This window comes from Allobaileyella intestinalis, from assembly GCF_009695865.1.
GTDB lineage: Bacteria > Bacillota > Clostridia > Peptostreptococcales > Anaerovoracaceae > Allobaileyella > Allobaileyella intestinalis.
The window spans coordinates 267,205-279,901 of the sequence record NZ_VUNB01000003.1; the positions used below are offsets into that span (position 1 = coordinate 267,205).

At 51.4% G+C, this 12,697-nt stretch carries 10 protein-coding genes; 9 read left to right on the top strand and 1 reads right to left on the bottom strand.

Annotated elements, in window-relative coordinates:
- Nucleotides 1-55: 55 nt before the first annotated feature.
- Complete coding sequence (locus FYJ66_RS04670; protein WP_154572349.1) at nucleotides 56-1,561, bottom strand: phosphohexomutase domain-containing protein; 1,506 nt, start codon at nucleotides 1,559-1,561, stop codon at nucleotides 56-58.
- Nucleotides 1,562-1,805: 244 nt separating this feature from the next.
- On the opposite strand from FYJ66_RS04670, the gene srtB reads away from it, so the two are divergent.
- From srtB to FYJ66_RS04715, 9 genes are all read left to right on the top strand, one after another.
- Nucleotides 1,806-2,666 (top strand): class B sortase, encoded by an 861-nt coding sequence (srtB, locus tag FYJ66_RS04675; RefSeq protein ID WP_154572350.1) that lies wholly within the window; start codon nucleotides 1,806-1,808, stop codon nucleotides 2,664-2,666.
- Nucleotides 2,667-2,886: 220 nt separating this feature from the next.
- Complete coding sequence (locus FYJ66_RS04680) at nucleotides 2,887-3,477, top strand: phosphoribosyltransferase family protein (RefSeq protein WP_154572351.1); 591 nt, start codon at nucleotides 2,887-2,889, stop codon at nucleotides 3,475-3,477.
- Between the two features lie 45 nt (nucleotides 3,478-3,522).
- Complete coding sequence (locus FYJ66_RS04685) at nucleotides 3,523-3,960, top strand: hypothetical protein (RefSeq protein ID WP_154572352.1); 438 nt, start codon at nucleotides 3,523-3,525, stop codon at nucleotides 3,958-3,960.
- 36 nt (nucleotides 3,961-3,996) lie between these two features.
- Nucleotides 3,997-5,811: an AMP-dependent synthetase/ligase gene (locus FYJ66_RS04690; RefSeq protein ID WP_154572353.1), complete on the top strand. Its 1,815-nt coding sequence runs from the start codon at nucleotides 3,997-3,999 to the stop codon at nucleotides 5,809-5,811.
- Between the two features lie 28 nt (nucleotides 5,812-5,839).
- Complete coding sequence (locus tag FYJ66_RS04695) at nucleotides 5,840-7,693, top strand: AMP-dependent synthetase/ligase (protein WP_206156993.1); 1,854 nt, start codon at nucleotides 5,840-5,842, stop codon at nucleotides 7,691-7,693.
- Nucleotides 7,694-7,787: 94 nt separating this feature from the next.
- Nucleotides 7,788-8,888, top strand: a complete 1,101-nt coding sequence (locus FYJ66_RS04700) for an alanine racemase (RefSeq protein ID WP_154572355.1) — start codon at nucleotides 7,788-7,790, stop codon at nucleotides 8,886-8,888.
- A 133-nt stretch (nucleotides 8,889-9,021) separates the two neighbouring features.
- A complete protein-coding gene (greA, locus tag FYJ66_RS04705; RefSeq protein WP_154572356.1) occupies nucleotides 9,022-9,498 on the top strand; it encodes a transcription elongation factor GreA in 477 nt (158 codons plus the stop codon).
- Between the two features lie 107 nt (nucleotides 9,499-9,605).
- Nucleotides 9,606-11,150, top strand: coding sequence for a lysine--tRNA ligase (gene lysS, locus FYJ66_RS04710; protein WP_235897359.1), 1,545 nt, complete (start codon nucleotides 9,606-9,608; stop codon nucleotides 11,148-11,150).
- Between the two features lie 366 nt (nucleotides 11,151-11,516).
- Nucleotides 11,517-12,689 carry a hypothetical protein gene (locus FYJ66_RS04715; protein WP_154572357.1) on the top strand — a complete coding sequence of 391 codons (1,173 nt, stop codon included), beginning with the start codon at nucleotides 11,517-11,519 and terminating at the stop codon, nucleotides 12,687-12,689.
- Nucleotides 12,690-12,697: the final 8 nt, after the last annotated feature.

Below are 12,697 nucleotides of genomic sequence, written 5' to 3' on the forward strand. Positions count from 1 at the left end.
TAAAAAACCGCCCCCTATGGGGCGGTTTTTTCGCGTCTGAAAACTTTGGTTCATCCTATTTCAGGGGTCCTTCATCGATGCCGTCCATTCCAGCAAGAAGCTGAGCCAGCATATCTGCGACTTTCCGGACACCTCCGTTTTTCTCCGATTCGATGTTAACAGGCAGTACCGGATCGTGAAGGGACTTCCGGGCAAGGAACCAGCCCTTTGCTCCATCCAGATTGAAGTTGACCCTGATACCTTCATAGTTAGGGCTTACTACAGAGTAGCCCTCGTGGCTGTTTGCGAACTCTTCAATGGCAGCCAGAACCTGGTCGGCTTTTTCCGCGAACTCAGGATCCGTAATGTTCAGCCTGAACTCTGAAGCTTCCTCAGGAGAGGAGAGATCTGCAATGAGGGACCTGATGTCTCCGCCATTTTCCTTCTTGATCTTTGCAGCTGCCACAATGATGTTCACAGCCAGGAAAGCACCGTCATCCATGAAGTAGTTGTCGGAGAAAGCGCAGTGGCCGGAAGTTTCAATGGCCAGGAAGGCGTCTTCTCCGGCCTTCTGAAGGTCAGCAGCCTTGTTTATTACATTCCTGTATCCCCGCTTAAACCTGAAGTGCTTTAAGCCCAGGGTGCCCTGGAGAAAATCAGTGAGTTCATCTGAAGTAATGCTGTCCGTAACCACAGTACCACCTGGATGATCATCTGCAGCCAGGGCAGCAGCAAGGGCGATTATGTGATTCCGGCTAATAGGCTGGCCTTTTCCGTCAACAGCCGAAATTCTGTCCACATCAGTGTCGAAAATAATACCAAGATCAGCACCAGAATCTTTTACAGCCTGGCAGATGCTGGCCATAGCCTCCTTGTTCTCCGGATTAGGAATGTGATTAGGAAAATGACCATCAGGTTCCAGGAACTGGCTTCCCCTAATGTCTGCCCCCAGAGGCTGGAGCACCTGGGTGGCAAAAAAACCGCCGGATCCGTTGCCTGCATCGATGACGATGTGCATGCCCTTCAAGTCGCTTTTCAGGCCGTTGGTGATCATCTGCCTGAGAGTCGCAGCATACATGTCCATGAGCTGGACTTTTTCATATTCATATGGAAAATCCGGCTGGAAATTAATCTTTGAAGCGAACTTCAGTATCTGCTCCACATCCTCTTTGTCCAGACCGCCGCCGGCAGTAAAGAACTTGAACCCGTTCCTGTTAAATGGCAGATGGCTGGCAGTGATCATCACAGCACCATCAAACTCGTAGTAAGGCATTACAGTGGACATGAACATTGCCGGTGTAGAAGCAAGGCCGGCGTACTCAATCTGAGAACCTACATAGGCAATTCCCCTCATCAGCCCCTCAGCAAGCTCATCTCCCGAAAGCCTTGGATCCTGGCCCACACAGATTTTCAGGTTCAGGGGATTGATATTCAGCTTGTAAGTCAGCCAGTTGGCAAAAGAAGCTCCGATTCTCATGGCCTCCAGCTTAGTAAGATTAACCTCTTCGCCCTCTACTCCGGGAAGAGCAACTCCTCTGATGTCGCTGCCGTTCTGCAGCTCAAGAAATTTGTTTTTCCTCATATTCATACTCCTGCAATCAATTTCAACTCAGAGCCTGCCCCAGGGCAAGCCGATTTCTCATATATGATAAACCAATACCTGATTCATTGCCATAATTTCAACTGCCGTGGTATAATCTTTCCCAATCGTGTTTTATGGGCTGGTAAAAAAATCTTTTTCCCAGGGAAAGACAGCGGGGGAACCACGGAAACGTCTCTTGAGAAGACAGAGCCCTGAGTATAGACCGGAACAGAGCGTGAGAAAAATGAAACCTGAAGATAGAAAACTGAACCAAGACACACAGAATAGTAAAGCCAATAAAAAGACCAAGAGAACCGGCAAGAAGAAAAAGTCCGGCAGCAAGGCCCTGGACCTGGCCTACAAAATCATAATCGCAGCCCTGATAGGAATAATCCTGGTGAGTGGCTACAAGGTTGCCACAGGCCTCTGGCAGTACCACACCGCCCGCCAGGGATACAAGGAAGTTCAGAAAACTGCCAGCGTGGACCCGGACCAGTTCACAGGAGTAGTGGACTTTGACGCCCTCCACAAGATCGATCCGAACATAAAGGGATGGCTGTACTCCAAAGACACCATCATCAACTATCCGGTGGCCAAGGGCTCTGACAACGACTACTACCTTCACCACGATATAAAGGGAAACTGGACAGTGACGGGAACACTTTTCATAGACGTTGCCAACCAGGACAATTTCGGGGATTTCAACACCGTGATCTACGGCCATCACATGAAGGACGGAAGCATGTTCGGGTCCCTGAGGAAATACAAAGATCAGAGCTATTATGATAAGCACAGCCAGCTGGAATACATAACGCCAGAAGGTAAATACCATCTCCAGGTCATCTCCTTCTACACCACGCCGGCGGTCAGCGACACCTATAAAGTAGCTTTTAACAGCGATCAGGAGAAGCAGGACTTCCTGAACATGACTGTTTCCAAGTCGGAGATCAAACCAAAGTACTCCGCTGACATTAAGGACCACTTGGTTACACTGTCCACCTGCGCCTACGAATATGATGAGGCCAGATACGTGGCAGTATGCAAAGCTGTTCCGTGGACCAAGGGGGAGATAAAGAAGGGAGAGGCTGCCGAGAAGCAGCGCTGATGGTTTGTACATTGGATTTTCACTGTAAATTGATATATAATATCTCCATTACTAAACCCCCGGAGTGTTTGCTTTTGCCGGAATTTCCGGAGCTTGAGGCGCCCGGTGATGACCAGAATGAACAAGGCATTGCCGGTATCCTTCGCAAGATGAATGAATTTTTTCATAAAGCCGGGGTAGTCATTCTGTTAGAAATTAATAAATAGTGAGAGGTAAAATCATGGACCATATCATGAAGATCGCAGGACTGGAGAGACATCTCCCTCTGTGTAAGGTAACAGATGATCTGTACATCGGAGCATTTATTATGTTCGGAGACACAGAGATCACAGTTGCTGCTGCAAAAGCGCTGCTGGAGAAATCACCAGAGTTCGACGTTATCATAACTGCTGAAAGCAAGGGAATTCCTCTGGCTTACGAGATGGCCAGAGAGTCCGGAAAGCCTTACATTGTTGCAAGAAAGGGCCCGAAGCTGTACATGCAAGATATCATTACAGTAAATGTGGATTCCATTACTACCGATCACATGCAGTCTCTCTGCCTGGGACACCAGGAAAGAGAGATAATGAACGGCAAGCGCATCCTCATTGTTGATGATGTTATCAGTACAGGAGAGTCTCTGATGGCTCTTGAGAAACTGGTTGACGCAGTCGGTGGCAATATCGTGGCAAGAGAAGCGGTACTGGCCGAAGGAGAGGCTACGACTAGAGACGATATTATTTTCCTGGAGGAGCTGCCTGTATTCAACCCAGACGGTTCTGTAAAGGTAACTGAAACAGATAATATTGACAATCATCCGGAAATAAAGTAAGGCCGGGTGCTGAGGACAGCGGGTGCCGGGAAACCGGAGGAAGAAATGAGCCCACAGGCACAGCACATGAAGAAAGAGAACAAAACCGGAAGAAAGTGGCGGAAGGTTCTGCTGGCAGTTATCATCATTCTGCTGGCAGCAGGATTGATCTTCCGCTTCTTCGTGTATGATAAATTGGTGGATAAGGCGGCAGACCACGTGGTGAGCAGTGCCATGGCCTCTCAGGGTTACTCTCAGGAGCAGGTGAGCAAGGCCCTCGACAGCCTTGACACTGCCGACAGAACCACCGTTCAGAACATTATCAAGAACCACGACGATCCTGCCACCATAAAGGAAGCGGCAGGCTATGCACAGACTGGCAACAAAGAAGCCCTGAAGGAGCTGGCAGATGAGAAGCTCACAGCTCAGGAGAAGGCAGAGCTGAAGGAGATTTACGAGAAATACGTGAACCAGCAGAATGCTGAAAGCGGCCAGACAGCATAAGCACAGGGGATTTTCAGTAACAGCGGGGGAATAATTTTGAACAGCAGAAAATATGAAAACAGCCTTTACAAAGTAGAGTATGTAGAGACTATAAGGGAATTCATAAGGGCTACTGTAGACCGGTATCCGGACCGTTGGGCGTATATGTACAAGGATGTTCACGGAGAGCCGTGGAAACACATAACTTTCCGGGAGTTTTACCGTAAGATGAACGGCCTTGGAACTGCCCTGCTGGACATGGGGCTCAAGGGAGCAAACATGGCCGTAACAGGAGAATCCAGCTACAGATGGGTTTTGTCATATTTTACAGTTTGCAGCGGCGCCGGGACTATTGTTCCTATTGATAAGAACCTGGAAGAAGGAGAGATCATCAACCTGCTCACAAGGGCAGATGTGAAGCTTTTCTTCGTATCTCCGAAGATGGCCGAGAAAGTCGGATCTCTTCTGGAGCAGGTTCCGGGCCTTGAATACATGGTGATCATGGACGATCCTGCCAGCCACTGCGCCAAGTACCTGGAAACCTCTGAAAGGGAAGATGGCACTGTGGTCAACGCCTTTGGGGGACAGGCAAAGATCTGCCTTCAGACCGAACTGATCAGCCGGGGCCGGAAAATGCTGGAGGATGGAGACAGGACTTATATCCGCCAGGAAGTGGATCAGGAAGACCTTTCCACAATCCTTTTTACATCGGGAACTACAGGCCTTGCCAAGGGAGTAATGCTTTCCCACAGGAATCTTACTCAGAACGTGGTAAACATGAGCAAGTACTTCCACATTCCTGACGGAGGCAGGGTTCTTTCGGTTCTTCCCATTCACCACGCCTACGAGTGTACCTGCACCATCATGACCTGTTTCTATCAGGGAGCTACTGTAGTAATCTGCGAAGGCCTGAAGCACATCCAGACTAATTTTACAGATGCCCACTGCAACATAATGCTGGGAGTTCCCCTGATATTCGAGAATATTTACAGAAAAATCTGGCATCAGGCGGAGAAGAGCGGCAGTGCGGAAACCCTGAGAAGGGGTATTGCCGTTTCCAAGAAACTCAACCTGAGAAACAGACCGGCCATGACGAAGCGGATGTTCAAGCCAGTTCACCAGATTTTCGGTGACGACCTGTACTGCCTCATTGCAGGAGGTGCGGCCATTGATCCCAAGGTTATCATTGAGCTTGAGGCCATGGGACTGCCTATTATCCAGGGCTACGGAATGACGGAGAACGCTCCGATCATTGCAGTTAACCCGGACAGATACAGCAAGGCCAATGCCGCTGGAAAACCAATGCCGGGAACGGAAGTCCGGATCATAGACAAGGACGAAACGGGAATAGGAGAGATCATCTGCAAGGGACCGTCAGTAATGATGGGATATTACAAGGATCCTGAGAACACAGCAAAGACCATAGTCAACGGCTGGCTGCAGACAGGAGACTACGGATACATGGACGAAGACGGCTTCGTGTACGTAACAGGCCGGAAGAAGAATGTAATCGTCACAAAGGGCGGAAAGAATATTTTCCCTGAGGAAGTAGAATACTACCTTCTTCTGAATCCATACATCAACGAAGTAATGGTATACGGCAAACCGGACTCCAGGGGGGATCTGATCTGCACAGCCATTATCTATCCGGAAACAGCCGCATTAAGGGAGATGGGAGCTGAAACGGACAAGCAGGTATGCAGCCTGCTGAGAGCCGCAGTTGAAGAGGCAAACGGAAAGATGCCTCCGTATAAAAGGGTGCGGAGATTTGAAGTCAGGGACAAGGCATTCCTCAAAACCACAACGCTGAAGATCAAGCGCTTTGAGGAAGAGAATTTTGAGTACGTTTACGATGACAGATCATTCAGGTAGAGAACCTGATACCGAGGAGAGATTTTTTATGTGGAATCAGCTCACTGACCCTGAGAATCAGACCAGAGAATACCTGGCGGCAAAGGCAAGAGAAATGGCGGAGATGGAAACCTTCATGAAGGGCCTTAACGAAAACCCGGATCCCTGCGTTTTGTACCGCTGGAGAGATGCAGTAACAGACATTAAGCAGATGCTCCAGAAGAGAGCAGCCGAAGACGGGGACAGAACCCTTTTCATGCAGAAATTTCACCACGACCAGCCCTACACTCACATTACCTACCGTCAGGTGCTGGAAGACGTTAACGCCCTTGGAACAGCTCTTCTCAAATTGGGCCTGGAAGGCCAGAACATCGGGGTTGTGGGAAGAAACTGCTACCAGTGGGCAGAAACCTACCTGGCAGTAGTAGGAGGCGTCGGCGTAATCGTTCCGCTGGACAAAGAACTTCACCAGGGAGAGCTGAAGCAGCTGACTGCCAAGGGTGACCTGACAGCAGTGGTAACAGATTCCAAGCATTTTGAGGATTTCTGCCAGATAAGGGACAGCGGCGAGACCAAGCTGCGCTACATCATAGGCATAGATGTGGCTCCGGAGGATCAGGTTCCTGAAGAGGGAATTATTTCCTGGGAAAAACTGAGAGAAGCCGGGCGCCAGCTGGTGGCTGAGGGAGACAGGGCTTATATTGATGCGGAAGTCTATAACGACAGACTTGCCATCATCCTGTTCACTTCAGGAACTACAGGCGTTTCAAAGGGTGTAATGCTGTGCCACAAGAACATCATCACCGATGTAATGATGGCCCAGACCTTTATCCAGGTAGAGAAAGGAGATGTTTTCTTCTCCCTTCTGCCGATCCACCACACTTATGAGTGCACCTGTTCCTTCATAGAATCCATATACTGCACCGGATCCCTGGCCTTCTGCCAGGGCCTGAAATACATTGTCAGCGACCTCCAGGAAGCGGAGCCAACCCTGCTCCTGGCCGTTCCTCTGATATACGAAAAGCTCTACTCCAAGATCATCAGGGAGATCAGAAAGCAGGGCAAGGAGAAACAGCTGAACGCACTCTTTGAAATAAACAAAGTAACCAAGAAAATAGGCCTGGATATTTCAAAGCCTGCCACAAAGCAGATAAGATCCATCTTCGGCCCCAAGCTTAGAACTCCTATTGTAGGCGGTGCAGCTGCAGACGTGAAGGTCCTGGACTTCCTCACTAACCTGGGATACAGGGCGGTGCAGGGCTACGGTCTTACTGAAACTTCGCCTATGGTGACCCTGAACCCCGACAGGGGCGGCCACACCAGAAACGAATCCATAGGCCATGTTTTTCCAATGGTTGAATGCATGATCTATGAGCCTGACAAAACCGGCGTTGGAGAAATCTGCTTCAAAGGTCCTAACATCATGCTGGGATACTACAAAGATGAAGAGGCCACAAAGGCTGCCATGTTCGACGGCTGGTTCCACACAGGCGACCTGGGATACATGTCCAAAGACAAGTACGTTTATATTACAGGCAGGAAAAAGAACATGATTCTCACTGCCAACGGTGAGAACGTGTATCCGGAAGAGCTGGAGAGCTACCTGCTGAAGTCGGATTATGTGGAAGAATGCATGGTCTGGGGAGATGACCAGGCAGGAACGGTGAACAACAACCGGATTTGTGCTACCATCAGAGTTTCCGAGGAAACCGTTCAGGAGAAGCTGGGAGAGAATTACAGCGACCAGGCGGTGAAGAAACTGATTCAGGACCTGGTGGATGATATCAACAAGGAAATGCCTGCATTCAAGAAGATCAACAGGGTGATCATCAGGAAAAGACCTTTCAATGTGACCACCGCAATGAAGATCAGGCGTTTTGTAAAAGACAACAGAGAAGCTTAGTTTTTCGGGCTTGAGGGCTTGAGGAGCGCGGGTATACATAATACTGTTCTAACACCCCTGGGAAGTCCGCAGGGAAATAACGAAAGAAGGAAAAATGGGAGAGAGAATGTATCCGGCTGTTGTGATTGACCACAGCAAGCTGAAGGAGAATGCCGGAAAGGTAAGAGAGCTTTGCGGCAGCCGCGGCATAAGGGTTGCCGGTGTTATAAAGGGAGCAAATGGAATCTTGTCAGTTGTGGAGGATATGGTGGACAGCGGAATTGACATGCTGGCATCATCCAGAATGGAGCAGCTGGCCAGGGTTAAGGACGCAGGCATCAAGGCGGAGCTTCTGATGATCAGGGTTCCAATGCTCTGTGAAATCCAGGAGCTGGTGAGAGTCTGTGACCTCAGCCTGAACAGCGAGATCAGGACTCTGGAAGCCATTAATGAAGAGGCTTTAAGGCAGGGGAAAAAACATGGTGTCGTTTTGATGGCAGATCTGGGAGATCTGAGGGAAGGATTTTTTGATCCGGAGGATCTGAAGGCGGCCGCCCTCCACGTAGAAAACCACCTGGAGGGCCTTGTCCTCCGCGGCATCGGCACCAACCTGGGCTGCTACGGCTCCGTCATGCCCACGGAGGACAAGATGGAGGCCCTGGCCAGCCTGGCAGAAGAAGTCCAGGGCCTCATCGGCCGCCCTCTTGAAATCGTGTCCGGCGGTGCAACCAGCAGCCTGATGGGCGTTTTTGACAACTACATGCCGGACACCGTGAACATGCTTCGCATAGGGGCCGGAATCCTTGTAGGCCCCCTGGACGAAACCTGCACCTGCTACCACTATGACCAGATGAAAATGCTCAATGACGACTGCTTCACCCTGGAAGCCCAGGTCATTGAAGTCAAGAAAAAGGCCTCCCACCCTCAGGGCACCCTGGGCGTTGACGCCTTCGGCCACAAGAAAACCTACGTGGACAGGGGCATGAGGACCAGAGCCCTCTGCGCCGTCGGCGGTGCAGACTTCGGAGATCCGGAAGACATCATTCCAATTGATCCCGGCGTTGAAGTAGTAGGCTGCTCAGGAGACCACCTGATTCTGGACGTGGAAGATGCACCGGAAAAACCGGCAGTGGGAGACGTAATAAGATTCAAAACAAAGTACACGGCCCTTCTCCGTTTGACCGGAAGCGAAAATGTACATATCATAGATAAGTAGTTTTTGCAGACCACCGGCAACAGCAGCTAAGGAGCTGCTGCCGGAACAGTAACTAAGGTAATAAATTATTTTTTTCCAAAAGATATTTAAAAATAACATAAGAAGTTGATCCAGCTGAAAGGAGAATCACAAAATGACAGAAGTTGTAGAAATGACGAGAGAGGGCAAGGAAGAGCTTGAGGCGGAACTTGAACACCTTGTCACAGTTGAGAGAAAGGAAAACGCTGAGAGGCTGAAAATCGCCATTTCTTACGGAGACCTTTCCGAGAACGCCGAGTACGATGCGGCTAAAGAGGCTCAGGCCGAGACAGAGCAGAGAATCAACGAGATCGAGGCCATGCTCAGAACTGCAAAAGTCGTTGGGGATGATGACCTGGCAGACGACGTAGCCGGCATCGGCCGCAGGGTAACTGTGAAAAACAAGGCAACAGGAGAGGAAGAGACCTATACAATCGTTGGTATCACAGAGGCTGATCCATTCAGCGGAAAGATTTCCAAGGATTCTCCAGTGGGATCAAACCTGGACGGCCACAGAGTTGGAGACATGGTTGAGTTCGTGACTCCTGGTGGCGAGGTTAAGTACGAAGTGCTGAAGATCGAGAAGGCATAGTAAAAAATCCGGTCACATGCCGGAGGTATACGGAAAATCATCATTTCAACCATCATTCCAACAGGCCGGAGGAACCGGCAGAGCGAAAGGATTAACAGAGGATAAACATGAGTACCGAAAACAATCAGCAGGCTCCTGCAGAAGAGCATATTATGACTGAAGAGGAGCTGGGAGAACAGAGACAGATCCGCCGCAACAAGCTGGCTGACCTGAGAGCCATGGGCAGAGATCCATACGTGATCGAGACATACGACGTAACTGCTCACAGCATGGATATCAAGGATAACTACGAGGCAATGGAGGACCAGGAGGTATCTGTTGCCGGCCGTATCATGAGCAAAAGAGTCATGGGAAAGGCTGCTTTTTTCGATATCCTGGACAAGCAGGGCAGAATCCAGTGCTACGTAAGGAGAGACGACATCGGCCAGGAGGAGTACAAGCTTTTTAAGACCTACGACATTGGCGACATAGTGGGCATCAAGGGTATCGTCTTCAAGACAAAGACCGGAGAGATATCCGTCCACACCAATGAGCTGACCCTTCTGTGCAAGTCCCTGCAGGTGCTGCCGGACAAGTGGAGCGGTCTGAAGGATCCGGATCTCAGGTACCGCCAGCGCTATGTGGACCTGATCATGAACAGCGAGGTTAGGGACACCTTCGTGAAGAGATCCCGCATCGAGCACATCATCAGGCAGGTGCTGGAAGATGACTACGGGTTCCTGGAGGTGCGGACGCCTATACTCCAGACCATCGCCGGAGGAGCCGCGGCCCGTCCTTTCATCACCCACCACAACACCCTGGACATCGATATGTATCTGAGGATCGCCACAGAGCTTTACCTTAAGCGCTGCATCGTTGGAGGAATGGACAGAGTCTATGAGATGGGCCAGTGCTTCAGAAACGAGGGCATGGACCAGCGCCACAACCCTGAGTACACCTCCATGGAGTGCTACATGGCCTACGGCAACCTGGACAACATGATGGACATCACTGAGCAGATCGTGTACAAATGCGCCATGGAGATCAACGGCTCCCCGATCATCAAATATCAGGGCAAGGAGTTCGACGTGACTCCGCCGTGGAACAAGATCGACATGACCGAGACTGTACAGAAGGTGACGGGTATTCCTTTTGACAGGATAGATACTGACGAGGAGGCCAGAAAGGCCGCCATCGAATACGGAATGGATCCTGAGGATGTAAACAAGTGGACCCGCGGGAAGATCATCGCAGAAATGTTCGACGACTACTGCGAGGACGTTCCCGGCCTGATGGACGGGCCTGTTTTCCTCACAGGACATCCGGTGGAGATATCCCCGCTGGCCAAGAAGGACCCTCACGATCCGCGCATCACCCGCCGGTTTGAAGCATACATCAATGGATGGGAGCTGGGCAACGCCTTTTCCGAGCTCAATGACCCTATCGACCAGTACGAGCGCTTCGCGGAGCAGCAGAGAGAAAGAGAAGCCGGCGACGACGAGGCCCATCCGATGGACATGGACTTCGTTAACGCCATCGAGGTCGGACTGCCGCCGACAGGAGGCCTGGGGATCGGCGTGGACAGGCTGATTATGCTGATCACGGACCAGCCTTCCATCAGAGACGTGATCCTATTCCCGACAATGAAGACCAAAGACGAAAAAAACGCTTAAAACAAAGGGTTTCTGATGTGCAAACGCACCAATTTACCAACGATTTACCAACAGTTTGACAGAAGCACGTACCAGTAAGGCAGGATATTGACCTGTGATGAAGGCGCTCCGTTCGGGGCGTCTTTTTTTGTTGGCAAAATCCGGCTTGGAATCGTTTAGAGCTTTGGAAACGGCAAAAGAGGTTATGCGCGGTTCCGGTTTTTGACAATCGCACATTCAACGACGGGATGGAGCCGTTTGGCAAAATCCTTTCTGATGACGTGTAAGGTACTGCGGGAGGAATCGTGCTGCGGCTGATATACTTCCATGTCAAGGATACCCGGACGGGATTCGCGCATTCTCCAAACTACAGGGAAAGGAAACGGCATGGCTCAGGATTACGGGGAAGACGTTGGCGAGATGCTGATGCAGGCAATCGGGAACCAGACCGGCAGGGCGCTGGAAAGGTTCATCGACAACAAGGCAAGGGACTGGCACAAGGAACGGCTGATGGAAAGCGGGAGGTCCGAGGAAGAAGCCGAGATTGAAGCGGAAGCCCTCGCGTCGCGCGAACAAGTCTGCCTTCCATTCGGAACCTCCAACGATGCTGCCTATTTCGCGCAGGTCTGCCGCGAGAACGGAACGTTTGCGTCCGCGCTGGCCGACAGGGAGGGAAACGGATTCATTCAGTTCGCCGAGGACGATATCAAAGCGATTAAAGACTGCGCGCCGCAGTTCGCCGAAGTGATGAGCTTGCGGCAGGAGCAGTCCATCGTGGAACGTCTCGAAAACAGCCGTCCCGTCACGGCGGAGCAGCTGGCGGGATTAACCGAAATCACCAGACTGCCTAACCTTCCCTTCCGTCATCCGGAAGAGACAAAGAGCAGGGAAGCGTTTCGCACGGACCACTCCGACGGAAACCTCAACCACACGGAAAGCATCCGGGACAAGGTTCTTGACGCGAGGGACCGCAGCAGAGACTTTAACGACTTTGAGCAGATTCTTGCCCGTCAGGGAATCGGCATCACCACAACCCGAAAGGGCGAGGTCATGTTTTACGAAGCCCGCCGGGGCGAGGACGGTCTTCTCCCGTTCGGAAAGGACGCGCAGGGGCGGACGGACTGGGCGGTTGGGGCGGACACGCTGAGCCGAAAATGGGGCGTGGATGCCACGCATGACTGGTTTGAGAAGAACCGTCCCGCGCCCGGGAAGGAAGCGGGGGACAGAAGCCGGCGTCAGGAGCACGAGGGACAGCGGCCCGTCGATGGTGCCCTGGACAACGACGGGGCAACGCCGGACCTTGACCAAGGCGTGAAGTCCCATGACAGCATTGACACGGATGACCATACGGCCCGGATTGAGCATGAGGGCGTCGGTACGGATGTTTCCCCCTCCATGGCGCGCGAAGCAGAGGACCGTGCTGCCAGAAGCTCTGACAGCGGTTATTCCCTGAGCAGCGTAGCTCGGGAGATGCGCGAAGCGAAGACCGAACTCGAAGCCGAGAGCGGCACACCTTCCCATGAGCTGGACATTTCAAATCGGATGAAGCCGGTGCGCTAAAAGGAAGA

Excerpts from the sequence above, each read along its gene's own strand:
- FYJ66_RS04670 (WP_154572349.1), bottom strand. The coding sequence starts at position 1,561 with ATGAGGAAAAACAAATTTCTTGAGCTGCAGAACGGCAGCGACATCAGA.
- srtB (WP_154572350.1), top strand. The coding sequence starts at position 1,806 with ATGAAACCTGAAGATAGAAAACTGAACCAAGACACACAGAATAGTAAA.
- FYJ66_RS04680 (WP_154572351.1), top strand. The coding sequence starts at position 2,887 with ATGGACCATATCATGAAGATCGCAGGACTGGAGAGACATCTCCCTCTG.
- FYJ66_RS04685 (WP_154572352.1), top strand. The coding sequence starts at position 3,523 with ATGAGCCCACAGGCACAGCACATGAAGAAAGAGAACAAAACCGGAAGA.
- FYJ66_RS04695 (WP_206156993.1), top strand. The coding sequence starts at position 5,840 with ATGTGGAATCAGCTCACTGACCCTGAGAATCAGACCAGAGAATACCTG.
- FYJ66_RS04700 (WP_154572355.1), top strand. The coding sequence starts at position 7,788 with ATGGGAGAGAGAATGTATCCGGCTGTTGTGATTGACCACAGCAAGCTG.
- greA (WP_154572356.1), top strand. The coding sequence starts at position 9,022 with ATGACAGAAGTTGTAGAAATGACGAGAGAGGGCAAGGAAGAGCTTGAG.
- lysS (WP_235897359.1), top strand. The coding sequence starts at position 9,606 with ATGAGTACCGAAAACAATCAGCAGGCTCCTGCAGAAGAGCATATTATG.
- FYJ66_RS04715 (WP_154572357.1), top strand. The coding sequence starts at position 11,517 with ATGGCTCAGGATTACGGGGAAGACGTTGGCGAGATGCTGATGCAGGCA.